This is a genomic window from Bradyrhizobium sp. UFLA05-109, assembly GCF_054185165.1.
In genome coordinates this window covers 43272-70052 of sequence record NZ_JBBIAR010000025.1, presented here as the reverse complement: position 1 = coordinate 70052, position 26781 = coordinate 43272, and the positions used below count along the sequence as shown (strand labels likewise).

Genomic DNA, 26781 nt, shown 5'->3' with positions numbered 1-26781 from the left:
CGGCACAGCCCGAAGCGCCATTTACTCGGGCAGCCCCGCCTTGCGGAGACCTTCGAGCGCCAGCTTTGCGTTTGTTTGTCCGCCCCGGGCCATCCACGTGGATATCGTGAAGGCGGGATCAAGCTCGAGCAGACGCCCCGCAGCCTCATGCGCTTCCGCGTCACGTCCGAGATGGGCAAAAGCGGACGCGAGACACCAGTAAGTCGCCGAAAACGAGGGGTTGAACCGGAAGGCTTTCTTGCCCGCGGCGATGGCCTCGTCAAAGCGACGGAGTTCGATGAAGGCCAACCCCATGCCGACGGATAACCGGTCCAGCATCGGGTCGATCGGGCTCATGCGCGTTGCATGTTCGAAGCTGCGGACCGCTTCCTCTGGAATCCCCGCAGTGTGATAGACCCAGCCTCTGTCGAGCCATACCCAGTATGAATTGGGGTTGAGTACAACCGCCCGGTCGACCATCTCAATACCACGTGCGCAATCGCCGACCATGAACGCCAGGACCAAGGCAGACGTTGCCAAGGTTTGCGGATCTCCATCATCGATCCTCGACGCCAGCTGCACGAACCGTACTGCTTCATTCCTGTCGGATTGAGGATCAGTCGAGAAGCCCCACAGGACCTTGACCATGTGACAGAGGCCCGCCAGCGCCGCGACAAAGCCGAATCCCGGATCGAGCTCGAGGGCGCGATTGGCCAGCCTTAACGCCTCGGCCACACCCTTGCGGGTCGCCCGGGAATACTGAGCCATGGCTCGGAGTTGAAGATCATAGGCGGTGAGGTTTTCGGGCCGCCGCCGCGTCGCCGCCGCAATTTCCGTTCGAAGCAATGTTGGCAGGATCGCGCCGACGACGGCGGTCGTTATCTCATCCTGAAGCACGAAAATATCGCTCAGGTCTCGCTCAAAGCTATTGGCCCAGACATGTGCGCCAGTTGCCGCGTCGATCAATTGTCCTGCTATGCGAACTTTCCCCGACGCCTTGCGCACGGACCCCTCGAGGACATAGCGCACGCCCAGGCTGCGTCCGACTTCCTTGATATCGATCGCCTTGCCCTTGAAGACGAAACTCGAATTGCGAGCGATCACGAACAGCCAATGAAACCGCGAAAGCGCTGTCGTGATTTCCTCGACCATTCCGTCCGCGAAGTATTCCTGCTCGGGATCGCCGCTCATGTTGCTGAAGGGCAGTACGGCAATCGAGATCCGCTCCGGATAAGGTAGCGTCTGTTCGGACCGCTCCGCAGCCCCGGCAATCAGATGCGCTGGCTCTCGTTCTTCGTGCACGGCCCCGACGAAGCGGATGCCCTTGCGCGGTAGCGTCCTGATGAGCCGCTGCTCTTCGCCGCTATCACCGATAGCGCATCGGACCCCATTGATGCGGGTCGTCAGCGCAGAGTCCGAAACGATACGGCCCTTCCAGATCGCAGCAATGAGGTCGTCCTTGCTGACCACATGTTCGCGATTACAGATCAGGTACTCGAGTAGATCGAAGACTTGCGGCGCGACGACAACGAGGTCGCCGTTACGGCGGAGCTCACGCTGATCCGTGTTGAGAGTGCAGTCCGCGAAAGAGTAAAACAAACGCCGCTCCTCCAGGTACGATAACACCTTGGATCGCGTTAAAAGGTAACGGTAAGAAAAAAGAAAGCTGCTTGTAAAGTGTATCGGAGGACATGCTGGCATCCTCCGAATACGTCGAACAAGAACAGCATGCGCCGCATGCCGATCTCGCGTTGCGAGGGAAGTCATCATGAGGGGCTTGATTGAGCGGATCGGCGCCCCATGGTTGCGACAGACCACCGCATCTTGGCGGCGTAGCCTCGACTACGTTACCTCTCAGCGAAGCATCGCGAGCTCACGTCGTTCGAATGGCTGGCGCGACGGCACTGCGCTGTTGTTGCTCTGTACCGCGGTTGTCCTCGGACCAACGAACGACGCCAAGGCTCAATGCACCGCACGCGACGTGTTGCAGAGACAATTGACGTTCAAGACGGCTCCCGCTGTCCCGAAACCGCAGAAGCCGGTGACATCGGCTTCGGACATTGCGGTGTGGAAGACGATAACCATCGGTACGTTCTCGGATTCGTTCGCTCTTCTCAACGCCATGAGCGCGATCGGTTGCGGCGTCGGCGACTCGGCTGCGGCGGCTCTCGCCCGGCCGGCCTTTACCGTCAGCGCCGCGAAGACGGTGGTCGAGCTTCTGACGGTGTCGGCGGCCGAACTGGGCTTTCAGGGCGAGACCGTGTCGATGCGGCAAATCTACGCGCGCGCCCAGCAACTGGGCTTCGAGCTTGCGCCAGCTGAAATTGCCCCGCAGCTCAGACTTCAATATTTGGACCAGCCCGTCGGCGAGTTTCTCATCATTGGAATGGCGCCGATCCGGACGTGGACAGGTGAAGCGATCATCCTGACCGTGGCAAATGGCGGAGCAGGCCTGATCCTCATCGGTCAGGACGGTCGCGCGGATGCGGAAATACCGGTGACCTCTCGGTTCGTGTTCGTGCGCATCCTGCCTGTGGCACCTGCGGCACTGGTTCAACAATGATCTTTCAGGACCGCCCGCGAAGGGGCAGAGCCGTTGCCCCTTGCGAGCCTGAACCAACTACGAGTCGATGAAGACAAATGTTCATCGAGGTCGCATTGGAGACTCGTTCTCAAACGTCGCTCGATACACGCCTCTTGGATATTTCACATCACAATGGAGGTAGCCCCATGCCGGTCGTTCAATTCACTCGCTTCAAAACCGACAAGCCCGAGGAAATGACCAAGATCGTCAGGCAGGCGAAGAAGATCTTCGAAAAACACGGTGCCGAATTTCTCCGGCTGTCCCGTTTCCACACTGGCCACTGGGCAGGAGAGCTGCTGGTGACGACGCGCTACGCTAATTGGGAAGTCTACGGCAAAGTGCAGGAGGCCGTGGCAAAGGACCCGGAGTTCGCGCAAGTGCAGGCTGACGGAATGAAGATTGCCGAACTGCAAGGCCGCAACATCGCTGTCAGCATCGATCTCTAGTCGGGGCGTCGCCCAGCGAACCCCACGTCGGGGCGAAGGCCGCTGGACCAGTGCCGGCGGCCTTTTTCCATCTCGGAATCAATGTCGATGAAATGAACTTGCATTGTTGCAAGGCAAGTGAGCATGAACCTTGTGAGCTCGTCGCCGACCGGAGACGAGTGCGTTCGCGGCGATGAAGCAGGAGAGTAAAACAGACTGTTTCGTGGATCGATTGGCTTGATTTGTCCGCGCTTGAGTACGTGAAGCGGTCATTCGGACGGCAATCGTCGCAATTGTTTCGCAACCGCTCGCGGCGCGCGTCCTTTCGCGGATCGGATCCATTCAGTCGACCTGCCGATACGCCGCCGATACTCAACCGGAGTGGTGGCCGCTCCTGGGTATAAGGCGGACATTGGTAGCCAGATAAAAACTGACAGACGGCGCACAAATTCGCCCGCAGTCACTCGGTGCGCGCCGCTGAATTCATGCCCGCATCTCGCTTGGCGCCAGAATGAATCCACCGCATCGCCGGATTTAGGTCGCATTGCGACCTAGGTCGCGGCCAAAGCTCGTACGGGTGGGGGCGCAACACCGGGGTTTTTCATGTCCGGTCATTTGCGATTTTGTTTCGCCGCTTTTGTGCTTCTTGCTGGTCTCTCGACGTCGCCTGCGTCTTCGAACCCTTTCGCCGGCTTATTCGACGCCGCTCCCGCAACAGCCCCCGTGCCCACTCCCGCGGAAGAGGAGTGCCTGCTGCGACCCGGCAAGTCGGTCGCCGAGGGGCAACACTGGGTTTATCGGTTTGAGGGCCGCCGCAAATGCTGGTTCCAGGCTGCCGAAGGGACCGCGACGGTGAAGAAGCCGGCTCAGCATGGCGCTGCCAAACCACGTGTCGCCGCACCCGAGGAGAAAGAGACTGCGGCGCGCAAGCGGCAGGCGGTGGCGGATGCGCGTGCGGAGCTGCAGCGCTCCGTACCGCCGGATACGTCTCGTCCGAGCCCGTCCGCCCCCGAGCAGGTGGCAGATGCCAGTCCCGTCCTCGCTGCCGGGATCGCGCCGCCCCTCGTGTCGCCGGTGCGGGCTCCCAACCGCGAGGAGGACCGGCTCACGCCCGACCACACCACGCCGCGTCAGGTCGACGTCGAGGCGCTTCTGGCGGCCGCGCCGGTCGCCGGGGACTTGATTGCCGCCTCTGCGCCTTTGGCGATGCCGGTCGCCTTTCCGACGACAGAGGCGGGCGATGATGGGCGGGTCTGGACCTGGCTTGGCACGCTGCTGATGGCGCTGGGGCTGGTCTCCGTCTTGAGTGCGAGCCGAACCATTCGGTGGGCCGTACTTTTGCACCAGTTGAGGTGATCTTTCAGTTGCCAGGGGCTGCGGCCTGAACCATACGTCTCGGATCGGCTCCGGCGGCGAGCTGAACTCGCTGAGACGACCTTTGATTTAGGTCAAGCTTTCCGAACAAGAGTCAGGGCCCTAGGTTGGCGAGACGAGCCGTTGTCGTGCGCACATACTGACGGGTGTTCAGATGATCACGATTCCAGAACTGTTGGCGCAGACTTTATCATCGTTCCTGACGTCTGATACGCGAGACAGGTTTGGTTCCTCGCATGCCCGCTTGACCGAAGTGCTTCCGTTTGCAGCCAGACTTACATTGGAATGCATCGGCAACAGCGACGCCCTGTATCACGACATTGAGCACACCATGCTCGTTACCCTTGCGGGGCACGATATCCTCATGGGACGAATGTTGTTGCTGCCGACGACAGCCGTGGACTACGCAAGTTTCATCCTGGCCTGCCTCACCCACGATATCGGATACGTCCGCGGGATCGTTCAAGGAGATAGCGAAGACTCCTATGTCGCAGATCTGACCGGCCGTACAATTCGTCTCCCAAGAGGAGCATCGGACGCCTCGCTCGCACCCTATCATGTGGACCGCTCAAAGTTATTCGCCTCCGAGCGCTTCGACGGTATCGAGGAGGTCGATGCAAGCCGAATTGCGCGAGCCATTGAATTCACGCGCTTTCCATACACGGAGTCTTCTTCAAACGACGAACTGATCGAAGAGGAAGGTATGCTCCTGCGCGCTGCCGATCTTATCGGTCAGCTTGGCGATCCCAACTATCTGAGAAAATCGAATGCACTGTTCTACGAGTTTGAGGAAGCCGGGCTGAACAAGAAGCTCGGCTACGAAACACCTGCCGATGTCGTTTACAAGTACCCGCAGTTCTATTGGAACAATGTCGCCCCGCAAATTCAGAGCGCCATCCGCTATCTCAATATCACCTCGAGCGGACGGCAATGGATAGCGAATCTCTATAGCAACGTCTTCCGAGCTGAACGCGAACCGGGTTTATCCGGGCCACAGCTGTGACTGCGCTGTCGTCCAAATTTTAGGAAGCTGAGCCTTTCGGGCAAGACCGGGCCAATGAATCGATGTCTTGGTACGTTCGCGATGCGCGATACCGCTGGGATGCGTGTCGGCCCGCAGTAACCATCATCAGCGAGGGCCGGCAGGATCTGTACAAGCGATGATATCGCGGGGAGATTTTCGACTCACTCCTTGCGGCGGAACGAACACCGCCAGGTAGCCGCCATCGCCTGCAAGCTGATATGTGGCCACCTCGCCATAGCCAACGGCGGTCAGTTCGCAACGCAACAGCTCAATCGGCGTGCCATGTCTTGAGGTCGGACGTTCGAAATCGACAATTCCGATCCGCGCCCCCGGCTTCAAGGCCGGCGCGAGATTGAAGAGGAAAGCGTAAGGTTGGGCTATCTCGTGATACATGTGCCCGAGGATGGCGGCATCCAGCGAGGAAGCGGGCAGGCGGGGGTCGTGTGGTTCGCCCAGCGCAAATGTGACGTTTGTCAGCCCCAGTCGGGCCGTGCGCCTGCTGAGCTCCATGAGGTAATCCCGCGTGACGTCCTGGGCGACGACCGAACCCTTGGGGCTGACGAGGTATGAGAGGCGGATCGTGTAGTAGCCGCTGCCTGCACCAATATCGCCGACCGTCATGCCTGGTTTCAGCTCAAGAAGACGGGCGACCTCACCGGCCTCGTCCAGGGAGTCGCGGTGCTCCTCGGCAGCGCGGCTTGGGCTGGCGATCGGCGCAACCGGACGCCAAGGTGAGGGAAACTCCTTCGCAGGAATTCCGGGCGAGCTCAGATAACCAATGTCAGCGGCGCATGCGTGAGTGATGCCCAGCGCCACGAGGAGCGTCACTATGCGGACCAGCGTGATTGTGGGTCTGCCAGGTGTGAGGTACGGCCCTCCACCTTGCCAAAGAGGAGCCAGGGTCATCTCTTCAACCACATGCCGGAAACGTCGGGAACGGAGTTTAATGCAATTTCGACCAAGGTCGTGACCGGAAATGATCTATTCGATGACCTCGCCGCGATAGACGGCAAGAGACCGCCCGAAGGCGGTCTCGCATTCAGGAGAGAGGGAGTTCAGTCAGATATCAACTTGGATGGACATGTTGGAGCGTACCCAATCCGATTGCCCAGCCTTCAGCCGCTTGGATTGAAATTCTGCGAAAGCTGGATCGGCACCAAGTGAAGCCAAGGTGCGGCCATAAGCCTCTATACTATCGAAGCGAGCGACGAAGGCGTAGTTCCCAACCTCGCCACCTATCACTGACCAATAGCTAACCTCGGCCCCGTGCTTTCTCCAAAGCACTGCACCGTCCTTTGCAAGCTGTAAGACTGTCGCAAGATCGCTACCGGGCTTTGGATGTGAAACGAACTGCATAACAACTGCAGGCATTTTCCTCTCCATTGATAAATTATGATGGCTCATCTAACGACGAGGAGAATTCCAAACAGGGCAGCCTCAGGCTTGATCTGGATCAATCCCTGTTCCCAGCTTGGCGGCGGTGTGCATGCCCTTGAATTGCGACACTGCAAGGGGTCCTCTGAGGGAGCAGCGCCATCGAGTTGTTCAAGTCAGCCGCTTCGCTGATGCCGAGTGAATAGAGGTCGTCGACGCTCCTCTGCCGACCGCCGGCCGGGGCGAGGCGCGGGTCCGCGTTCTCGCGTCGAGCCTCAACTACACCGAGGTGGCCGCTTACATTCGATGACTTCGTCTGCACGCGCAAACAGCGTTGGCGGAACGTCGAGCCCGAGCGTCCTGGCCAGCCTGAGATTGATGATGAGATCCCAAACCGGGCAGATCAGGACCGTTCTCCGGCCCTCCGCTACTGTGCATGGGGTTGTTTTCCGGTTTTTTGGATCAGCCCCCGAAACGGGCCGCTCAACGCCGCCCGCGCGGGGCCTCGGCCTTGGCGGGCGCGTCGGTCTGCGGCGCGCAGGTCGCAGCCGCCAGCGAGGCCTGTGCCTGCGGCATCAGGCCGGGCTCGGCGGCGAGCGCCTTCATCACGATCAGGCCGGTCGCGCTCGGTGAATCGATGATCAGCCGGTCGGCCGCCGTGACCTCCTCGTCCTCGGGCAGCGCGTCGTGCTGGGCTTCCGTCATCAGGTCGAGCTCGATCACCTTCTTGCCGGCGGAGCGGTCGTTGATCGCGTAATAGGCGATTTCGTTGCGGGTGTAGAAGGACACCGAGGTGTAGGACTGGCTCACCGGCACCTTCAGCTTCAAGGGGCCGCCGGAGAGATCGTAGCGGCAGATCGCCAGCGCAAAGGCCGGATCCATGAACGGCATCGGCGATGTATTGGGATCGGCGAGCGGTAGCTGCGTGACGGAGTTTTCCTGGGTCACGGGCGTCAGCCGCGAATAGGCGTCCTGGGTCGCGATGCGCGGCAGCGCAAGCACGCTGACGAGGTGAACGATGAGGCCGAGCAGGATGCCCGCGAGAATGGTGAAAGCGAGCCGGATCATGGGCAACCCGCCGTCGCGATCTGTGGCATCGGCGCGTCGCGCTGGGTGCGGGTCGCAACCCCGACCGGCGTGTCGTAGAGGCGGAGCATCAGCGCGTAGCGCTCGATGCCGCCGGTCGGCAGCCAGTTGCCGGAGCGGGAACGCGAGGCGATGTGGATCTCGAACGTGCCGTCCGACTGCCGCACGATCTCCTGGCTGGTGAAGCCGTAGCGCTGCAGCGAGTTGGCGACGAGGTGGCCCTTGCGGTCGTAGAGCGTCAGCGTCCAGAACCGCGCCGGCGGAGTCACGCCGGAGACGATCACGTCGCAGCGGCCGTCGAGCGCCTTCTTCTTGTCGTCGGTAGTCGCGGTGAACGCGACGCCGTCGCCGGTGCCGATCGGCAGCTCGCCATTGCGCACGATGGTGGCGCGCGAATAGGGGTCGACGTCAGCCGTGCCGGTGCGCGGACGCGCAGTCCAGGCGCCGATGGTGAGTGCGCCGATGTCGGTGCCGCGCGTCGTCGTCATCCAGGTCGCGCCGACGCCGACCGCGGTCGCGAGCAAAAGGGCCGTCAATGTGATGATGATCAGCCGCACGGGATCAGGTCAGTTCTTGCGCGGGCCGGACGAGGTCGCGTTCTCCTCCGCCGCATAGTTCTGCGGGAAAGCGAGCGCGCTGGACGGCGAGGCGGGCTTGGCCGGCTTCGCCGTGTCGTCGGACGTCGTCTTGGTGGTCGTTTTAGCGGCGTCGTCGAGCAGCTTCTCCACCCGCACCAGGATATCGGCGCCACGCTTGGTCAGGACCGGCGGCGGACCGGGCTTGGTCTCCAGCACCTTCGGCGCTGCATTGGCCTGGGCGTTGGCTTCCTTCGGCTGCGGCGGCAGTTTCTGGCCCATGCCGATGCCGGGAATTTCCCGGACCTCGACGCCCTGATGGGCCGCGACCATGATGTCGTGCCAGGTCTGCGCCGGCAGCGAGCCGCCGGTCATGCGGTTGGTCGGCGAGTAATCGTCATTGCCGTACCAGACCGCGCAGGTGAAGTTGCCGGTGTAACCGACGAACCAGGCGTCGCGATAGGCATTGGTGGTGCCGGTCTTGCCTGCGGTCGGAATGCCGTCGAGCGCGGCGCGCCGCGCGGTGCCCTCGCTGACGACGTGGCTCATCATGCCGGCCATGTCGGCGGCGATGTTCGCCGGAATTGCCTGCCGCGGCTTCGGACCGTCGCGGTCCCAGCGCCAGACCAGATCGCCGGCACCGGTGCGCACTTCAAGCACGGAATGCGGCGTCACGGCCTTGCCCTTATTGGGGAAGGTCGCATACGCCACGGCGTGCTCGATCACAGTGACTTCGTCGGAGCCGATCGGCAACGACGGCGTGTCGGGCAGCGGCGCCTTGATGCCGAAGCGGCGGGCGACCTCCACGATCTTGGCGCGGCCCGCCTTCGGACCTTCCTTGCCGCCCATCGCGATCGAGAGCTTCACTGGCACGACGTTGATCGAGCGGGTGATCGCCTGCGTCAGCGTCACCGAGCCGGAATAGGAGTGGCCATAGTTCTGCGGACACCAATTGCCGATGCAGACCGGGCCGTCGACCACTTTCGAGTTCGGCGTGAACCCGTTCAGCAGCGCCGTCGTGTAGACATAGGGTTTGAACGATGAGCCGGGCTGCCGATAGGCGTCGGTCGCGCGGTTGAACTGGCTCGCGCCATAGTCGCGGCCGCCGACCATGGCGCGGATGCCGCCGTCGAGATCGGCGACCACGGTCGCGGCCTGCGTGGCGTGATAATCGCGGCCGAACTGGCGAAGCTGGTTCTCGATGGCTTCTTCCGCGGCCTTCTGCACATTGGTGTCGATCGCGGTGCGGACCACGAAGACGCGCTCGGTGTAGGATTTCGGGAAGGTGTCGACGAGCTTGCGCATCTCGTCGAAGGCGTAGTCGAGATAGTAGTTCGGCGAGGCCTCGTCGCGGCGGTCGACCGCGAAAGCCGGGTTGCGGCGGGCGCCGAACACCTGGCCCTCGGTCATGAAGCCGGCATCGACGAGGTTGTCGAGCACCACGTTGGCGCGGGCGCGGGCGGCGGGCAGGTTGATGTGGGGCGCGTATTTTGTTGGGGCCTTGAACAGGCCGGCGAGCATCGCGGCTTCCGCGAGGGTCACGTCGCGGGCGGACTTGTTGAAATAGAAATGCGCCGCGCCGTCGACGCCGAAGGTGCCGCCGCCCATATAGGCGCGGTCCAGATACAGCTTTAAAATCTCGTTCTTGGTCAGCCGCCATTCCAGCCAGACCGCGAGGAAGGCCTCGTTGATCTTGCGCTCGATGGTGCGCTCGTTGCTCAAAAACAGGTTCTTGGCGAGCTGCTGGGTGATCGAGGAGCCACCCTGGCGGACGCCGCCGGCCTGGGCGTTGGTGACGAGCGCGCGCGCGGTGCCGGCGATGTCGATGCCGAAATGGTCGTAGAAGCGGCGGTCTTCGGTGGCGAGCGTCGCCTTGATCAGCACGTCAGGAAAGTCTTCCAGCGGGATCGAGTCGTTGTGCTTGATGCCGCGGCTGCCGATCGGGTTGCCGTAGCGGTCGAGGAAGGTCACCGCGAGGTCGGACTTCTTCAGCCAGTCCTCATCCGCTGTCTCGCGGAAGGCCGGGATGGCGAGGGTGAGCAGCAGCACGAGCCCGCCGAGGCCGAGCGTGGCGGCCTCCGACAGTGGCTCGATGAACACCCAGCGCTTCCACCGCCCGACATAGAAGCGGTCCATGAAGGTCGAGTAGCGCTCGTAGAGCTCGCGCAGGCCCTTGGCCGAGGAGAACAGCGAGGAATCGATGCGCGCATCGAGATCCAGGAAGAAATTCCGGACCTTGCTCTTCCAATGCGGTGGTATGATCTGGCGCACCTAGAACCCTTGAGGCTCGGTTCGAAAGCGTTCAAGCACCCGGCCGGGGCGGCATCGAGACGTCTTGAGGGAGTGTTGCGGCAAACCCAAGGCGCCCAATTGCGTCCTTCGGGGGACTCGCAGGTTGTTCTAGCCGAGCGGGGGCCATAAACCAATGGTCAGGCTCGCGATTTTGAACGACAGGCCTAATTGGCCCCGCATCTTTACGGAACCTCCACGGCGCTGCTTGCAGCGCCATCGGCTCGCGCCCTAGATGGCATTGGCCGATTGTTTTATGAAACCAGTTGAAGACGCAATGACCGCAGCTCCCAAGCGACCTTCAGACCAAGAAGGATTCTTCTGGAAAACCAAGACGTTGGAGCAGATGTCGGAGGCTGAATGGGAAAGCCTTTGCGACGGCTGCGGACGCTGCTGCCTCAACAAGCTCGAGGACGAGGACACCGGCGACATCTATTTCACCCATGTCGGCTGCAAGCTGCTCGATGCGGGCACCTGCGCCTGCAAGGACTACCCGAATCGGTCCGAGAAGGTGCCGGACTGCGTGCGCCTGACGCCGGCCAACGTCCGAACCCTCAACTGGCTGCCGCCGAGCTGCGGCTACAGGCTCGTCGCCGAAGGGCGCGACCTCTATTGGTGGCATCCACTGATCTCAGGTGATCCGAATACCGTGCATGAGGCTGGTGTCTCCGTGCGCGGCCGGGTCGAAGGCAGCGAGGACGAGATCCCGGACGAGGAGCTCGAGGACCACATCGTCGAGTGGCCGGCGCTGCTGCCGAAGCGGGCGCGGCTACGGCGGCCGCCCAAGGCTTGACAAGGCCTGACATGACCTGACGACGGTTCCCGACTCCGAACCGATCACGTCTTCGGGATGACCCCGGGGCGGGATGCTCCCATGCGTCGAGGTGCCTGCCTCGATGAGGATTTGCTGCTTACATTGCCATTCATAGAACGATTCCATCGCGGCGTTGCGCTGCAACCAAGAACTACGTCCGAAATGAACAAGTTTGCACGGCAGAGCCATCAACCTGCCGACATCGGGCCATTGCCTGATGACATCGCTGAAGAGCTATCCCGCCTTCCGACCGAGGTCTTGAGCGTCGACGACGCCCCCTCCATCGCTCCGCCGGCGCCGCTGACCAAGGACGAGGTCCGCACCATCGTCATCAGCCTGATGCTGACGATGTTTCTGGCGGCACTCGACCAGACCATCGTGGCGACCGCGCTGCCGACCATCGGGCGCCAGTTCCGCGATGTCTCCAACCTTTCCTGGGTGATCACGGCCTATCTGCTGGCCGGCACCGCGGTGGCGCCGGTGTTCGGCACGCTCAGCGACATCTACGGTCGCCGCGCCATGCTGATCACCTCTCTCAGCCTGTTCGTGGCGGGATCGATCCTGTGCGCGGTCGCGCCGAACATGCCGATTCTGATCTTGGCGCGCGGCCTCCAGGGCCTTGGCGGCGGCGGTATCATGCCGGTGGTACAGACCGTGATCTCCGACGTGGTCTCACCGCGCGAGCGCGGCCAGTACCAGGCCTATTTCTCCAGCGTCTGGCTGGTGGGCGGAATCCTCGGTCCCGTGATCGGCGGCGTGTTCGCCGAGCATCTGCACTGGTCGATGATCTTCTGGATCAACCTGCCGCTCGCAGCCGCTGCGCTGGCGCTGCTGCTGCCGAAGATGGGCAAGATCCCTGTCTTCCACCGCAAGCGTAAGGTCGACTGGTTCGGTGGCGTGCTCCTGATGGCATCCGCGGTGGTCTTCATGCTGGTCTTGACCTGGGGCGGCACGCGTTATCCTTGGCTCTCGCCGACAGTGATCGCGATGATCGGCGCCGCGGTCGCGCTCGCCGTCACCTTCGTGTGGCACGCGCGGCGGGCGGACGAGCCATTCCTGCCGTTGCCGCTGCTCCGCGGAACGGTGGCGCCTTACGCGCTGACGGCCGGCGGCTGCGCGCTGGGTGCGATGACCGGTCTCACCGTGCAGCTGCCGCTCTATTACGAGTCCGTCTACCATCTCAGCGCCAGCGAGGCGGGACTTGCGCTCATTCCGCTCGCGGCGGTCTCGACCTGCGGCGCGGCGATCGCCGGCCGCACCATGGCGCGCGCGAAGCACTACAAGCGCGTCGCCGTCGTCGGTACATCGTGGGCCGCGCTGTGCGGACTGGGCCTGACATTCTCCACGCTGCCGCTGTGGGCTCTCTTGGTCTTGATGGCCGCGTTCGCGCTCGGCCTCGGTACGACCTTCCCGGTCTGCGTGGTCTCGCTGCAAAATTCGGTCGCTCGAGCCCAGGTCGGCACCATCACCGGTGCGATGAACTTTTTCCGTTCGCTGATGTCCTCGTTCACGGTCGCAGCGTTTGCGGCCATCCTGCTGATCGCGCTCGGCGCCGACGTTCCGCTCGCCGGTGAGCATCATGGTGCGATCAACGCGATTCCCTCGGCCGACATGATGACCGCGTTCCGCTACGTCTTCGGCGCGGCGGCCGCAATGATGGCACTCGCCTCGCTCTGCCTGATCCTGCTGGAGGAGCGGCCGCTCGCGGGACCTGCGACCGCGCAACCCGTCGAGATGGCGGAGTAGCGGCTGGCTGCGCGCCAAGCGATCCGGCTATTTGACAGCACCGCCCGTGATGCCGGAGATGAAGCGATCAAGGAACAGATTGTAGGCGATGGCCACGGGAATACTGGCAATCAATGCGCCCGCCATGATCTCTCCCCAGAAGAAGATGTCGCCGCGGACCAGATCTGTGGCCACACCGAGCGTGACCGGCTTCTGCGCCGAAGCGGAGATAAACGTCAGCGCATAGACGAATTCCTGCAAGGTCAGCGTGAAGGTGAAAATCACCGCCGTCAGAATGGCTGGCAGCGACAACGGGAGCACCATCCTGACGAAAGCACCGAACAGGCTGCAGCCGTCGACGATCGCAGCCTCCTCGATTTCGACAGGCATCGTCTTGAAGAATCCCATCAACAGCCAGGTGCAGAACGGGATCGTGAAGGTCGGGTAGACCAGCACCAGCGACCACATCGAATTCTGCAGGCCGAGCGAGGCGACGATGCGCGAGAGTGGCAGGAACAGAAGGGTCGGCGGAACCAGATAGGTCAGGAAAATGCCGATACCGAGCGCCTCGCCGTTCCGGCCGACCATCCGCGCCAGGCTGTAACCCGCAGGCAGCGCGGCGACGAGCGTGATCGCGACGACACAAAGACCGATGATAAGCGAATTGAGGAGCCAGCGCGCGAACAGTGTCTGCTCGAACAGATACTGGAAGTGCTCGAGCGTCGGCGCCTCGTTGAACCAGAAGGGAATATTGGTGACGTTGTAGAGATCGGGGTTGCTCTTCAACGAGGTGATCAGCATCCAGTAGAACGGAAAGGCGGTCAGCACGACGAAGGCCGCCACCGCGCTGTAGAACGCGCCTTCGCCCGCGAAGTTGAGGAGGGCGCGCCGCATGTCAGATCTCCCGCCGTCGGATGTAGCGCAGCATGCCGATGACCACGAAGAACAGCACTGGCAGCATGAACAACGAGATTGCGGCACCATGCGACACATCGCCGGAGACGATGCCGACCTGGAAGCCCTCGAACCCCAGCACGGACGTCGCGCCGACCGGACCGCCATTGGTCAACAGAAACACGACGGAAAGGTCGGTAAAGGTAAACACGATGCCGAAGATGAGGCCGACGGCGACAATCGGCAGGATCATCGGCAGGACGATCTGGTAGTTGCGTCGCCAGAAGCCCGCGCCATCCACCGTCGCGGCATCGATGACGTCCTGCGGGACAGAGGTGATGCCGGCAAGAAAGATGACGATCGCGAATGGAAAGAACCGCCAGGCATTCACGACGATCACGGACAGCATCGCCAGATGCGGGTTGCCGAGCCAGTTTGGCGCCTCGGAGCGGGTGATGATGCCGAGCGAGATCAGCGTCCAGTTGATGACGCTGTAGAGCGAATCGAACATCCACTCCCAGGCGACGGTGGCGAGTGCGATGGGCACGGCCCACGGCAGGATGATCAGCGCCCGGACGATCTTGCGGCCCGGGAACGGTCGCAGCAGCAGCAGCGCGCCGAACTTGCCGAGCACGAGCCCGAGAAGCTGAGACCCGAAGGTGAAGAGAAAAGTATTGGCCAGCGTTTCCTGAAAGACCGGATTATTGATGATCTGTCTGAAATTCGAAAGGCCCACGAAGCGCCAGGACGGATCGTAGATCGTATAGGCGCTGACCGAGTAATAGACCGCGAGCAGAAAGGGCAGGCCGACCAGCAAGAGCACGTAGAGGATCGCGGGCGCGACCATGACGCTGCCGAGCACGTCGCGCCGATCCAGGATGAAGCGGAAGCGCGATGCCGGCTTAGCGATTGGTTCGGCGACCGAGACCATTGAAGGCAACCTGTTCTGGTGAGACCCCGTTCTAGTGAGATATGGCCTGCTTGCCGTCCGCGTCGAAATACCGCAATGCACCGCTGCGTACGGCGAAGCGGTGCCACTCTCCCGCGCGGATGCTTTCCTCGGCAACATGCGCCGGGGGCAACTTCGCGGCGATCACCTGCGCCGGATCGAAGCCCTCGACGGCGCCATAGACGATTCGTTCCGAACCGAGATATTCGGAGCGATCGACCCGGAATGAGAACTCCGCCGCGTCGTCGCCACTGATCATTTCCCTTGGAAGAAAGTTCTCGGGTCGAAAGCCGAGATACCCGCCGTTGCGTGCGAGCAGGTTCATCGGCGGCGTGCCGACAAAGGTCGCGACGAAGCGATCGGCCGGATTTTCATAGATCTCCACCGGCGTTCCGACCTGTCTTATCTGCCCATGATCGATGACGGCGATGCGATCGCCCATACCCATCGCTTCCACCTGGTCGTGCGTCACGTAGATCGTCGTGATCCCGACGCGTTGCTGGAATTGCCGAATCTCCTGGCGGGCCGAGGCGCGCATCTTGGCGTCGAGGTTGGACAACGGCTCGTCGAGCAATAGCGCCGTCGGCTCACGCACGAGCGCGCGTGCGAGCGCGACGCGCTGGCGCTCGCCACCGGAGAGCTGGCGCGGCCGGCGATCGAGCAGTTGCGAGATCCCGAGCAGGCTCGCCGCCCAGTTCACCTTCTTGTCGATTTCTGTACGGGGAACGCGTTGCGTCTTCAGGGGAAAGGCGATGTTGTTGCGCACCGTATAGTGCGGATAGAGCCCGTAGCTCTGGAACATCATAGCGACGCCGCGGGCGCGCGGCGGTACGTCATTGACGAGGTTGCCGCCGATCAGGAGGTCGCCGCTCGTCTGTCGCTCGAGCCCGCAGACGATGCGCAGGAAGGTCGTCTTCCCGCAGCCGGATGGCCCCAGCAGGACCATGAACTCGCCGTTCGGCACCGTAAGCGTAATGCCGTCGACGGCGAGAACGTCGTCAAACTTCTTGAAAATCTTTCTGGCGGACACTGCGGCCATTGTGGAATTCCAGGTATCGGCCCACGCGGAAATCTTCCGGAAGGACCGGTCGCGTTCTATGCCCCGATGTTCATCTGGAGCCTCCGTGCGAACCGCATGTGCATGCGGTTCGCACGCGCGGCGCTCAAGCTCTATGCAGCCACTTGTCGAGGATGCCCTCGCATTGCTGCGCGGCCCATTTGACGGCTTGTTCGGCGGTCATCGCCCCGGTCGCCGCCTTTGCCATCATGTCGCAGACGATGAAGTCGTTATAGATCTCGTCAGTGGCTGGCCACGCCGGCCCCGGATAGCCGGGCACGGCGGACCATTCGTCGGAGGTCTGCAGGACGGACAGCTTGTCACGCGGCGTCGAGGTCGGGTCGTCGGACAGCAGCGGCATCGGTTTCGGGACGATGTTGGCGAAGATCGGGTTGTTGTAACCCGAACTCGCCTTGAAGGCCTCGATCCAGTTGTCGGCATAGTATTTCAGGAACTCGAGTGCCGCCTCCTTGTTCCTAGCGAACTTCCAGACGCCGTAGAACTCGGCGGCACCGCCCATGATTTGACGCACGGGGCCCTTGGGTGGCTTCATGACGAAGATGTCGTCGGCGACTTTCTTGTTGAGCTGCTGGGCCGTCCGATAGGCGGAGATCGGGTTGATGATCAGCGAGCTGACGCCGGAGTCGATGTACTGGTTGTTGCTGGCGTCGTTCCACGAAAGCACATCCCCCGTCATGGCCTCCTTGTAGAGGGCGGCGACGAACTTGACCGCCTCGACCGACTCCTTGGTGTCGAGCACGACATGCTTGCCGCTCTCGTCCTGGAATGCGCCGCCATAACTCCAGAGCAGGCCGCGCCAGGTCGTATTCGGATCGTTGCTGTGGCCGAGCGAAATTCCGACCGGGTTGCCCTTCTGCTTCAGTTTCGCGCCGCCGATCCGCACATTGTCCCACGTATCGGGCACCACACCGATCTCGTCCCAAAGGCTCTTGCGGTACATCACCGGGAAATTGATGTAGTAGTCGGGGAATGCGGACCAGGTTTTGTCGTCCTGGTTGTAGCCGATCTGCCGGCCGATCACGGTGATCTTGCCGTATTTCTTTTCCACCGACTCGACCAGGTCAGTCACATCGACAAGGAATTTGCGGTAGAGATGCGCGCCGCCAGCTCCGTTCCATCCAAACAGATCGTGACCGGAACCAGCCGACGCTTCGGCGGCGGCGCGTGCGGCAACATCCCCGACGGGGATATGGTCGACCGTGACCTCGACGTGGTTCTTGGTTCCCCAATCCCTGGCGAAATTGTCGAACCATTTGTCGTAGGCTGGGACGAAGTGACTCCACTGCACGATCGACAGCGTCTTGGTGTCGGCCATCGCTGGAGAAATGAATGGTGTCGAAAGTACCGGTGCTGAACCGGCTGCGAGAAGGGCGAGCCCCGTGTCCTTCAGGAGCCGGCGTCGCGTGACACGATTGCGCGTGTTCATCTGCGAGTCCTCCTCCGTTTGGTTTCCTGGTTAGATCAGGCCGATCCTGTTGAGAGATCCGCCTCGCTCCCCTGGATTGTTCTTTTTGAGTACCTCTTTTGGGCTAACATAGTGCGGCGATCTGGCCTGCGATATCTCGACAAAAGCCGGTCAACAGATGTGACCCATCCGCGGCCTTCGAGTGGATCCGTCACGAAGCGGAAGTGCGATGTCTCATCCACCACGATCGGCATAGGGATTGTCGTCGGCGCGGCGCTCGGCTGCCGTCCTCGCCGCCGTCGCAAGATGGTCCTTCAACCGCGCGAGTGCCTCCGCAGACCAGTCCTTGACATCGGTGACGGCGACCCAGGCATCGACGTAATGCTCGGGCGCATAGACATGGCCAAAACCCATCGGCGTGTTGGTCGCGACCGCCATGTCGAGGGCGAGCTGAAGCATCGTGACGACAGGATACCAGCGCAGCTCCGGCGACACGTCTGGACCGCGCGGCGCTTTCATCCAGGCTGGCGCTCGGTAGGCATCGTGGTAGTCGAACAGCACGATCGGGTCGCTGGCATATTGGAGATAGACGACGCGCAGCGCACCCCAGGGCGCATTGGCTGGCACCGTCGGCCCGTTCTGGTTCATGAAGCGCACGAAGCGGCCGTCACGAAATTCCGGCAACCAGGCCGGCGAGCCCGCATTGCGGTTCGCGGTGACCGAGCGCCAGATGTGGCTCTCGAATGGCGGCCCGCTCCACAGCGCGCCGGCGATGGGGTCGCCAATCGTCTCGAACAGCTCGGCGGATCTTTCCGAGTTCATGGCGCCGAGGCTGAGACCATGCAGGTACAGTTTTGGCCGCTTGTCCCTCGGCAGCGTCGTCCAGTAGCCGTAAACTTCCGAGAACAGGGCGCGCGCAGCTTCCACGCCGTATTCGGGCTGAAACAGCAGCGACAGCGGGCTGTTGAGATAGGAATACTGCATCGCGACGCTCGCGACATCGCCGTGGTGGAGATACTCGACGGTGCCCATCGCCGCAGGGTCGACCCAGCCGGTGCCGGTCGGCGTGATGACGATCAGGATCGCGCAATCAAAGCCATGCTGGCGCTTGAGCTCGTCCAGCGCCAGCTTCGCGCGCGCCTGCGCCGTGTCGCGGGCACTTAAGCCCACATAGACGCGCACCGGCTCCTGTGCAGGGCGGCCCGTGAAGGCGCTGATCTCGGCTGCCGTTGGTCCCGAAGCCACGAATTCGCGGCCCGCGCGCCCGAGCTCATTCCATCTCACCAGCGATGCCGCGCTTCCCGTTTTCCCAGGTGCCGTCGGCTGCGGCCGTTCAGGCTCGAGCAAGGCGTCGAATTCGCGGAAGGACGAATCGAGCGCGCGGAACGCCGTGCCGATCAGGAGATTGTTGGCGATCGACCAGAACAGGAGCGTCGCGATCAGCACGCCGAGGACGTTTGCGATCTTTCTCGGGATGACGCGACTTTTCCACGCGGCCAGAAAACGAACGACAAGCACGAACAGCCGCCCCAGCGCCAGCAGCACGACGAACGTGATCAGCGCGATCGCGCAGACCTTGAGCGGATGCGCGGTCTCGACCGGAGCCATTTTCATGACGGCGCGGATCGAGTCCTGCCATTCGGCGGCCCGCCAGAGATAAATGATAGCGACGAGCAGGCAGCCGGCCGCGACCAGCGTATTGGCGGTCGATCGAACGCGCGCCGAAGGCTCGGGCAGTTCGAGATAGTGCCACAACCAGCGCCAGAGGATGCCGGCGGCATAGCCGATCGCAAAGCAGGCGCCCGCCAGCGCGCCCTGCGTGAGATAGCTGCGTGGAATGAGCGTCGGCGTGAGTGAAGCCGCGAAGAACAACGCGCCCAGCATGAGACCGACGCCGGACAGCGACAGCATCTGCCGCCGGATAAGCCAAGCAAGATTTTTGCCGACACTCATGTGTCCCTGCTGGCGTCGCTCATGTTCCCGGCCGCGACACGTCGGTCTCCTTGCTGGTGATGAACTCCAGCAGGGTCGGCACGCCGTCGCGGGTCTTCTGGATGCCGCGCTTGATCGCGGGCCCGATGTCCTCTGGCCGCGTCACCCGCTCGCCATAACCGCCGAAGGCGCGCGCCATCGCGGCGTAGTCGCCGGATATGTCGGTCGAGCGATATTTCTCCGTCGAGACCGGCATCACCTTCAACTCGATCGCCATCGAGAAGTTGTTGAGCAGGATCGACAGGATCGGGATGCGTTCGCGCACCGCGGTTTCGAAATCCATGCCCGTAAAGCCAATTGCGGCATCGCCCCAGACATTGATACAGAGCTTGTCGGGCTTTGCGAGCTTGGCGCCCATCGCAAGACCGAGGCCGTAGCCGAGCTGCGTGGTCTTGCCCCAGCCGAGATAGGAGAGGGGCTCGACCGTCCTCCAGAACGGCGAGAGCTGGTCGCGCGGACTGCCGGCATCATGAGTGATGATGGTGTTGTGGATGTCGACGGTGTGCTGGAGGTCCCAGAGCACGCGATAAGGATTGAGCGGCGCGTCGGTGCTGGTGAGCTTCGGCATCCACTTTGCGAGCCACTCCTTGTGGGACGCCGCGATCTCCGCTGCGACTGCCGATGCGTCGCGATCCGACGTAACCGTCTTGCCGATCTCCTCCAGCAGCGCATCGAGCACGAGGCCGGCATCGCCGACGAGTCCGACTTTCGCTTCGACATCCTTGTTGAGATGGTTCGGATCGAGCGTAGAATGGACGATGGTCTTGCCCTTGGGCATCGCGATACCAAAACTGGTCTCGGTGAACGAGCAGCCGATGCCGAAGATCACGTCGGCTTCGGCAAGAAACTTGGGAACCGCGCGCGGCACCGCGAGCCCGCCCGAGCCGAGCGAGAGCGGATGGGTTTCCGGAAACGACGACTTGCCGCTGAGGCTGGTGGTGACGGGGATCGCAAGCCGCTCGGCCAGCCGTTTCAGTTGCGGCCAGGCCTGCGCGTAGTGCACGCCCTGGCCGGCATAGATCACGGGCCGTTTCGCGTCGATCAGAAGCGCCGCAGCTTCCTTCACATGAACGGGGTCGGCGCCGTAGCGGGTGCGCAGCACCGGTGTGTAGTTCAGTGGTTCCGGGACCTCTTCGTTCCACATGTCAGAGGGAATCTCGACGATGACAGGACCGCCGCGGCCGTTCTTGAGCTTGGTGAAGGCGCGGCGAAAGATGTTGGCGACTTCGGCGGCGAGGATGATCGGCTCGGACGATTTGGCGAACGCCTTCATCACCTCGCTCGAGTTGAAGTTCGGCTCGATGTGCGAGAGCCTGCGCTGATAGCCCATCGGCAGCACCAGCACGGGCACGGACTCGCCAAAGCACTGGGCGACGCCGCCCATGGCGTTCTCCGCGCCGGGACCATGCTGCATGCAGAAGGCGCCGATGCTGCGCCCCGAGGTGACGCGCGAGATCCCATCCGCCATGTGGATGCCGACGCGCTCCTGCCGCACCATGACGGGCCGAATCTCCGCCTTCGCCGCGTGCTCGATCAGGTGATTGACGGGATAGCCGCAGAGGATATCGATCCCCTCGCGCTTCATGATTTCCGCCATCGCAGTGCCGAGCTTCATCGCGTCTCTTCCTTGGGTCAGGCCGGTTGATCCGGCCGGTTTGTCGGGTAGAGGATCAGGAATTCGCGGAAGCGTAAAGCGCGCGCGCCCGCGCGCAGCCGTAGGTCTGCCATGCAGGGCTGTCGCGCTCGGCGGCCATCCACCCGCGCGCTGTTTCACCCGTCTCAGACAGGCGGCGGATTGCGGTCAGTGAAGGTCGTTCGCTGGTGCCAATAAGGATAGGGCACCGTCACCTTGCTGGCTGCGTCCAGCCGCTCGATCTGACCCTTGGTCAATGACCAGCCGACCGCGCCGAGATTTTCGCGCAATTGCGCCTCGTTGCGCGCGCCGACGATCAAGGTCGAAACCGTCGGACGCTGGAGCAGCCAGTTCAACGCAATTTGCGACACGCTTTTCCCGGATTCCCGGGCAACCTCGTCGATGGCGTCCACGACGCGATAGACGTGCTCGTCAGGCACGGGCGGCCCAAAGTCGGCCGTTTTGGGCAAACGGCTGACCTCGGGCTTCGGCTGACCCCGGCGTATCTTTCAGGTGAGACGCCCCCAACCGGGAGGCGACCAGACGACCGCTCCGATGCCCTGGTCCATGCCGAGCGGCATCAGCTCCCACTCGTAATCGCGTCCGATCAGCGAATAGTAGGTTTGGTTGGCGACGTAGCGCGGATAGCCGTATTTGTCGGCCACGGCGAGGGACTTCATCAGGTGCCAGCCGGAGAAGTTCGAAACGCCGACGTAGCGGATCTTGCCGGCGCGCACGAGCACATCGAGCGTCGCAAGCACCTCTTCGGGCGGCGTAAATGCGTCGAAGCCACGGAGTTGGAACAGGTCGATATAGTCGGTACCAAGCCGGCTGAGCGACCCCTCGATCGCAGCGAGCAGATGCTGCCGCGATGAGCCGATGCCCACATGGAGGCGATGCTTGACGCGCGCCTTGAAGCGTCCACATTGCAGGTGGAGAAGCGGCAGGATATCGCGCGGGCTTGGAGACCGATGGGCGCCTGGGGGACTATGACACGTCGTATGGTCAGCGGAATGATGGCTGGCTCTGTGCTGCTGGCTGCGCCTGTCATGGCCGCCGAGTCTCCGGCCGAGCTGATCTCCGGATTCCGTCTCAAGCACGGCGAGGTTCGCGTGGTGCGCGATGCAACGCTGGATCGCATCGCGCTGGAGCAGGCGCGTGCGATGGCGGCGAAGGATGATCTCAGTCATGAGGTCCTTGGCCCGTTCACCAGGCGGGTTGCGCCGGCGCATGCGGGGCGCGCTGCGGAGAACATCGCCTATGGTTACGATAGCTTCGAGAAGACGCTGGGACAGTGGATCGATTCCTCCGGGCATCGCAAGAACCTCTTGCTGCACAACGCCTCTCGCGTCGGGATCGCGAGCGCGAGGAATGCCAGCGGCAAGCGCACCTATTGGGCCATGGTGATCGCCGGCGATTACGAGCCGAAGCCGGGCAAGGGCAAGAAGGACAGGGAGCCCGTTGTCGCCGTAAGACGCGACACCGCTCCCTCAGGGGGATCCAAGCCCAAGGATTGCCACGTCAAGCTGCTCAGCCTCTGCATTTGAGGCGGAGGGCGATGTCGGATTCGCCGGGCTAACTGCGGCGAGGAGCCTTGCGGAACGGGCTGCTGCAAAGGATGCTTGCAGGCACTGTCCATCAAGGGAATCATTATGTCCGTCGACACCCAGGCCGCCACCGATCGCCTCATGCGCTTCCTCGCCGTCGAGGGCGTGACCGGGAAGGAGGCGGCAATCGGGCGCGAGCTTACGGCGGCGCTGCGAGACAGTGGCGTGCCGGCGGGGGCGATCCGCCTCGACGATGCCAACATGCGCATTCCCGTGCCGACCGAGACTGGCAACCTCATCGTCGACCTGCCCGGCCGCGGCGCGATGCACAACCAGCCGCGGATCATGTTCATGACCCACATGGACACCGTGCCGCTGTGCGCCGGCGCGAAGCCGAAACGATCGGGGCGCAAGATCGTCAATGCGGCGAAGACCGCGCTCGGCGGCGACAACCGCTGCGGCTGCGGCGTTCTCGTCACGTTGGCGGCTGAGCTCGCGAAACAGCAGCTCGATCATCCGCCGATCACGCTCTTGTTCTGCGTGCGGGAGGAGAGCGGGCTCTATGGCGCGCGTCATGTCAAGACGGAGGAACTCGGCTCGCCGGTCATGGCCTTCAACTACGACGGCGGCTCTGCCTCCAACGTCACCATCGGCGCTGTCGGCGCGGATCGCTGGCAGGTCGAGATTTTCGGCCGCGCCTCGCATGCCGGCGTCGCGCCGGAGCGCGGGATCAGCTCGACCATGATCCTCGCGCTTGCGCTCGCCGAGGTGAAAGCCGGTGGCTGGTTCGGCAAGGTGGTGAAGGGAAAGCGGCAGGGCACCAGCAACGTCGGTCCCGTCACCGGCGGTGAGGGCCGCCCTGCAGGCGATGCAACAAATGTCGTTACCGACTATGTGCACGTGCGCGGCGAAAGCCGCAGCCACGATGGAAAGTTTTTCAAGGAGATCACCAAGGCCTACAAGGCTGCGTTCGAGAAGGCTGCCAAGCGCGTCACCAACGCGCAAGGCAAATCCGGCCGCATCAAATTCAAGGCCGAGACCGACTATTATCCGTTCCGCATGAAGGAGAGCCTGTCCGTCGTCAAACGCGCGATCGAAGCCGTGTCCGCGGTTGGAGGGACGCCGGCCGTCCGCGCCGCCAATGGCGGCCTGGACGCGAACTGGATGGTCCGCCACGGCATCCCGACCGTAACCTTCGGTGCAGGGCAGAACGAGGCGCACACCATCGACGAGTGGATCAACCTCGACGAATACGACCGCGCCTGCGCGCTCGCGGTCCAGCTTGCGACGATGCGGTGAGGGGCTGGACAGTTTTGCGACCGTCCGAGGGAGTGCGGTCGGGTCGTTCGCGCCCGGGAGTTGATCAAGATTCCGCAAGTGGCCTGTTTCTGCGCCGTTCCTGATATGGCGTGACACACTCGCTCGGAGTTGTCATGGCCGCGTCATGCCATCTATGGTCATGCCATCTATGAAAGCATGAGGGCAGGAAGCAGAACCGATGGGCAGGCGGAAGATCTCCTTGTCGGAAAGCGGGTGGATGCACCGCATGTTGCGCGGCATGGTTGATCCATGCGCAAGCTTGATGACATCGCCAAACGCGGAGAGGGGCTGCGGCCTGAGCTGAGGTCGTTTTACGAGCGGCTGGCAAAGGAGCCCGACGCGGAACTGCTCATTCGAAAGGATGGCATGATCCAGTCCGGACCAGACCCGGACAAGGAAACCATATCAGCCAAGGCACGGTGATTGGCAGCCTCGAACCCCCTCAAGCAGAGCGTGCTGCGAGTTTCCGTCGGCTTCCCTGGTTCGCGTTTGACGTCCGGCGTTCGAGTGCATTGTCGCGAGCGAACTGCACGGATATTCACCCGATCCACCCGAAAGCGCGGTTGAGAAATTCTCGACCTCCTTCGCTTTGCCACTCTCCGTGGGCCATGATGACTTTCAATGGCTCCCAGCTCAAGATCTTCGCTTTCGCCTGGCGGAGTGTCTTCCCGCGAATGAAGGTAAGGCGCCAATCGAGCGGAGCGTAGCCTTTGTCTTCGACAATCTTCGAAAGACGGGCGAGCGGTCGTTGCCATGGTCTCCAGTGCTCAGAAAGCCACTTCGAGGAGAAGTTTTCAGAAAGATCCGCCAGGATCGCCGTGCGCGAGGGGATGTGGAAGAACACGATCTCGTCCATCGCAAAGGATCCTCGGACCCAGCATTGGTCAATTTGCTCTGCCCAAGCGACGGGCGGTCGATCGACAAGCGGCGATTGGAACAAGAGGTCGCGACGCTTCCTTATCGTGGACGCAGGTGCCCACAGTTCAGCGTCCGGAAACGCTGCATGCCAGTCCCTGAGATAAAGGTGATGCAACTTGTTGGGACTGACCAAGTGCGCGGGCCGACCGATGGTTTCGATTTCGCGTCGGAGGCGCTCGGTGAGCTCGGTCGGCGACCAGACCCAGAGGCTCTCATCTCGCAATCGGACGATTACGCTGCGGGTTGGATAAGCAAAACCGTGAAATTTGACGATATCGCCATCAACCATCCAAATATCGTCGGCGATGGGAAGGAAGAGGGGCATCCTCAATCATCTCTCGAGGTGCGACCGCATTCGCATCCAGCAGGAACGAGACCTGTGCCGGCGCATCGCAGCAGTCTTCATCCCAAAGAACTGAGTGCACCTGAGTTTGTTCGATGAAGAATCCGGCGAAATGCGAATTGAAGGAACGACGTCAGTGCCCACATTCCGTCATTGCGAGCACAGCGAAGCGATCCAGACCGTCGCCGCGGGAACGTTTTGGCGGCCGGTATTTTCGGTTGCGGACGGAGGCGATCGGAATTGATGAGCGGCCCGAGGCGTGGCTGGTCGCCTCAAGACGCCCTTGCGAGGGCGCTTCAGTACTGTCGTTCGGCCGCTCGGCATGGTGCCAAGGCCGGATCTCGTGGTGCGATCAACGGAAGTCGGCGTTCGCGTCAGTCAGCTATTGAGGTTACTTCATCGCTGAGCTGATGGAGTTGAACTTGTTATTGAGTAGTGCCGAGCCCGTGTTGTTCACAACCGTAACGATTGCGAGCGCAATGCCGGCGGCGATCAGACCGTACTCAATGGCGGTGGCACCACTTTCATCGGCAAGGAAAGACCTAAGCAAAGCCATCGTCGACTCCTATTGATCCGTCTAATCTATGCGGACGTCGTTTTCGAAGTGGTAAATCGGTCGATTAAGTTTTTTCGTGCGCGTCAAAATAACAGGTTCGGTCGACCTCGCGTGCTGCCTGTATGATGGCACCCATTAAATTAAGGTTTCCTCACTCAATTCAGGTGGATTTGAATCGGTGCCCTGCGGGTGGATGCGGCATTGCAGGGGCTGGGCATGGTAAAGGAATCGAGAAGGCGCAAGGCGTGATCGCGCGTCTCTACGTGCCCTTGCGACCGCGTTTCAGCACGGCTGCGAGGCGCCCGACCAGATAGTTCACCACGCGCGGCTGCGATCGCGCGGCACCGGCGGCGACGCGCTCTTCGTCGCTCGCGTCATTCACGAGCCCGATGTAGTTTTTCCTGCCATCCTGCTGCTGCACGGGCGTACGACCTTGGCTCAATCAAGAGCGCGACCGTGCAGCGCAGAGCGGCAATAGACGGTTAATTTTCTCTTCCGTAGGAATACCCGGTGCGACGGTGAGGTCAGGCGGCCGTAGCGAAAAACGACGGCGCCGCTTAACCGACTATTGGGCCTGTTCGCCAACGGGTCGGCAAAAGGGCACCGGGCCGGCAGGGCTCATCCGTGACGGCCGTCCGCGTTCAGCGCCCGCAACATGGCGATACGGGCGAACATCATCCAGCCGCCACCGGTCTCGGCCGCGTTGATGAGGGTCTCGATGGCGGTCTGCCAGTGGGCTTCGTGCTGCGCGTCTTCTGGCAGTTGCATGATGTAGTCGGCCGCCTCTTGCAGCGTGAGCAGTTTGCGCCGGTTGGGCAGGGGGATTGGTTCGTCGAACGACGTCGACCAGGGCATATCAGGCCGGGCGATAGGCGGGAAGGGACATCGCGGCAGCGT

At 62.3% G+C, this 26781-nt stretch carries 25 protein-coding genes and 1 pseudogene; 9 read left to right on the top strand and 17 right to left on the bottom strand.

Features of this window, described 5'->3' with window-relative positions; translation table 11 throughout:
• Positions 1 to 21 precede the first annotated feature (21 nt).
• On the bottom strand, positions 22 to 1605 hold the full coding sequence (locus tag Q3C01_RS19735; protein ID WP_458146969.1) for a winged helix-turn-helix domain-containing tetratricopeptide repeat protein: 1584 nt from the start codon (positions 1603 to 1605) through the stop codon (positions 22 to 24).
• Positions 1606 to 1888: 283 nt separating this feature from the next.
• Here Q3C01_RS19735 and Q3C01_RS19730 point away from each other — a divergent pair, with 283 nt between their 5' ends.
• The 4 genes from Q3C01_RS19730 to Q3C01_RS19715 all read left to right on the top strand — a co-directional run bounded on the left by Q3C01_RS19730 (position 1889) and on the right by Q3C01_RS19715 (position 5365).
• Positions 1889 to 2542, top strand: a complete 654-nt coding sequence (locus Q3C01_RS19730) for a hypothetical protein (RefSeq protein ID WP_458147022.1) — start codon at positions 1889 to 1891, stop codon at positions 2540 to 2542.
• A gap of 167 nt (positions 2543 to 2709) precedes the next feature.
• Positions 2710 to 3009, top strand: coding sequence for a hypothetical protein (locus Q3C01_RS19725; RefSeq protein WP_458146968.1), 300 nt, complete (start codon positions 2710 to 2712; stop codon positions 3007 to 3009).
• Positions 3010 to 3711: 702 nt separating this feature from the next.
• Complete coding sequence (locus tag Q3C01_RS19720) at positions 3712 to 4344, top strand: hypothetical protein (protein ID WP_458146967.1); 633 nt, start codon at positions 3712 to 3714, stop codon at positions 4342 to 4344.
• Between the two features lie 172 nt (positions 4345 to 4516).
• Entirely contained in the window at positions 4517 to 5365 is an 849-nt protein-coding gene (locus Q3C01_RS19715) for a metal-dependent phosphohydrolase (RefSeq protein ID WP_458146966.1), read from the top strand.
• 126 nt (positions 5366 to 5491) lie between these two features.
• Here the strand turns inward: Q3C01_RS19715 and Q3C01_RS19710 are convergent, their stop codons facing one another.
• The 5 genes from Q3C01_RS19710 to Q3C01_RS19690 form a co-directional block, all read right to left on the bottom strand.
• On the bottom strand, positions 5492 to 6226 hold the full coding sequence (locus Q3C01_RS19710) for a class I SAM-dependent methyltransferase (RefSeq protein WP_458147021.1): 735 nt from the start codon (positions 6224 to 6226) through the stop codon (positions 5492 to 5494).
• Positions 6227 to 6445: 219 nt separating this feature from the next.
• Positions 6446 to 6757, bottom strand: a complete 312-nt coding sequence (locus Q3C01_RS19705; RefSeq protein WP_458146965.1) for a hypothetical protein — start codon at positions 6755 to 6757, stop codon at positions 6446 to 6448.
• A gap of 486 nt (positions 6758 to 7243) precedes the next feature.
• Positions 7244 to 7828 (bottom strand): DUF1254 domain-containing protein, encoded by a 585-nt coding sequence (locus Q3C01_RS19700; RefSeq protein WP_458146964.1) that lies wholly within the window; start codon positions 7826 to 7828, stop codon positions 7244 to 7246.
• Entirely contained in the window at positions 7825 to 8403 is a 579-nt protein-coding gene (locus Q3C01_RS19695) for a DUF1214 domain-containing protein (RefSeq protein WP_458146963.1), read from the bottom strand. The genes Q3C01_RS19700 and Q3C01_RS19695 overlap by 4 nt, the downstream gene beginning before the upstream one ends.
• A gap of 9 nt (positions 8404 to 8412) precedes the next feature.
• Positions 8413 to 10692, bottom strand: coding sequence for a transglycosylase domain-containing protein (locus Q3C01_RS19690; RefSeq protein WP_458146962.1), 2280 nt, complete (start codon positions 10690 to 10692; stop codon positions 8413 to 8415).
• A gap of 295 nt (positions 10693 to 10987) precedes the next feature.
• On the opposite strand from Q3C01_RS19690, the gene Q3C01_RS19685 reads away from it, so the two are divergent.
• The gene (locus Q3C01_RS19685) at positions 10988 to 11503 is read left to right on the top strand and encodes a YcgN family cysteine cluster protein (RefSeq protein WP_458146961.1); all 516 of its coding nucleotides are present in this window, start codon (positions 10988 to 10990) and stop codon (positions 11501 to 11503) included.
• Between the two features lie 183 nt (positions 11504 to 11686).
• Positions 11687 to 13270 carry an MDR family MFS transporter gene (locus Q3C01_RS19680; RefSeq protein ID WP_458146960.1) on the top strand — a complete coding sequence of 528 codons (1584 nt, stop codon included), beginning with the start codon at positions 11687 to 11689 and terminating at the stop codon, positions 13268 to 13270.
• 27 nt (positions 13271 to 13297) lie between these two features.
• Here Q3C01_RS19680 and Q3C01_RS19675 read toward each other — a convergent pair whose 3' ends face one another.
• The 7 genes and pseudogenes from Q3C01_RS19675 to Q3C01_RS19645 all read right to left on the bottom strand — a co-directional run.
• Entirely contained in the window at positions 13298 to 14143 is an 846-nt protein-coding gene (locus Q3C01_RS19675) for a carbohydrate ABC transporter permease (RefSeq protein ID WP_458146959.1), read from the bottom strand.
• A gap of 1 nt (position 14144) precedes the next feature.
• A complete protein-coding gene (locus Q3C01_RS19670; protein ID WP_458146958.1) occupies positions 14145 to 15074 on the bottom strand; it encodes a carbohydrate ABC transporter permease in 930 nt (309 codons plus the stop codon).
• A 31-nt stretch (positions 15075 to 15105) separates the two neighbouring features.
• Positions 15106 to 16131 carry an ABC transporter ATP-binding protein gene (locus Q3C01_RS19665; RefSeq protein ID WP_458146957.1) on the bottom strand — a complete coding sequence of 342 codons (1026 nt, stop codon included), beginning with the start codon at positions 16129 to 16131 and terminating at the stop codon, positions 15106 to 15108.
• Positions 16132 to 16255: 124 nt separating this feature from the next.
• Complete coding sequence (locus Q3C01_RS19660) at positions 16256 to 17596, bottom strand: ABC transporter substrate-binding protein (RefSeq protein WP_458146956.1); 1341 nt, start codon at positions 17594 to 17596, stop codon at positions 16256 to 16258.
• Between the two features lie 213 nt (positions 17597 to 17809).
• The gene (locus Q3C01_RS19655) at positions 17810 to 19528 is read right to left on the bottom strand and encodes an alpha/beta hydrolase (protein ID WP_458146955.1); all 1719 of its coding nucleotides are present in this window, start codon (positions 19526 to 19528) and stop codon (positions 17810 to 17812) included.
• Between the two features lie 19 nt (positions 19529 to 19547).
• Positions 19548 to 21182, bottom strand: coding sequence for a thiamine pyrophosphate-requiring protein (locus Q3C01_RS19650; protein WP_458146954.1), 1635 nt, complete (start codon positions 21180 to 21182; stop codon positions 19548 to 19550).
• A 164-nt stretch (positions 21183 to 21346) separates the two neighbouring features.
• A pseudogene (locus Q3C01_RS19645) lies at positions 21347 to 22081 on the bottom strand (aldo/keto reductase); the annotation flags it as partial.
• A 90-nt stretch (positions 22082 to 22171) separates the two neighbouring features.
• Here Q3C01_RS19645 and Q3C01_RS19640 point away from each other — a divergent pair.
• The 3 genes from Q3C01_RS19640 to Q3C01_RS19630 all read left to right on the top strand — a co-directional run bounded on the left by Q3C01_RS19640 (position 22172) and on the right by Q3C01_RS19630 (position 24490).
• Positions 22172 to 22747, top strand: coding sequence for a CAP domain-containing protein (locus Q3C01_RS19640; RefSeq protein ID WP_458147020.1), 576 nt, complete (start codon positions 22172 to 22174; stop codon positions 22745 to 22747).
• Between the two features lie 105 nt (positions 22748 to 22852).
• Entirely contained in the window at positions 22853 to 24046 is a 1194-nt protein-coding gene (locus Q3C01_RS19635; protein ID WP_458146953.1) for a M20/M25/M40 family metallo-hydrolase, read from the top strand.
• Between the two features lie 270 nt (positions 24047 to 24316).
• On the top strand, positions 24317 to 24490 hold the full coding sequence (locus Q3C01_RS19630; protein WP_458146952.1) for a hypothetical protein: 174 nt from the start codon (positions 24317 to 24319) through the stop codon (positions 24488 to 24490).
• Positions 24491 to 24605: 115 nt separating this feature from the next.
• Here the strand turns inward: Q3C01_RS19630 and Q3C01_RS19625 are convergent, their stop codons facing one another.
• The 4 genes from Q3C01_RS19625 to Q3C01_RS19610 form a co-directional block, all read right to left on the bottom strand.
• Positions 24606 to 25310 carry a DUF4336 domain-containing protein gene (locus Q3C01_RS19625; RefSeq protein ID WP_458146951.1) on the bottom strand — a complete coding sequence of 235 codons (705 nt, stop codon included), beginning with the start codon at positions 25308 to 25310 and terminating at the stop codon, positions 24606 to 24608.
• A gap of 409 nt (positions 25311 to 25719) precedes the next feature.
• Positions 25720 to 25884 (bottom strand): Flp family type IVb pilin, encoded by a 165-nt coding sequence (locus Q3C01_RS19620; RefSeq protein WP_027521278.1) that lies wholly within the window; start codon positions 25882 to 25884, stop codon positions 25720 to 25722.
• Positions 25885 to 26143: 259 nt separating this feature from the next.
• Positions 26144 to 26305, bottom strand: a complete 162-nt coding sequence (locus Q3C01_RS19615) for a hypothetical protein (protein WP_458146950.1) — start codon at positions 26303 to 26305, stop codon at positions 26144 to 26146.
• A gap of 197 nt (positions 26306 to 26502) precedes the next feature.
• The gene (locus tag Q3C01_RS19610; RefSeq protein ID WP_458146949.1) at positions 26503 to 26739 is read right to left on the bottom strand and encodes a hypothetical protein; all 237 of its coding nucleotides are present in this window, start codon (positions 26737 to 26739) and stop codon (positions 26503 to 26505) included.
• Between the last annotated feature and the right edge of the window lie 42 nt (positions 26740 to 26781).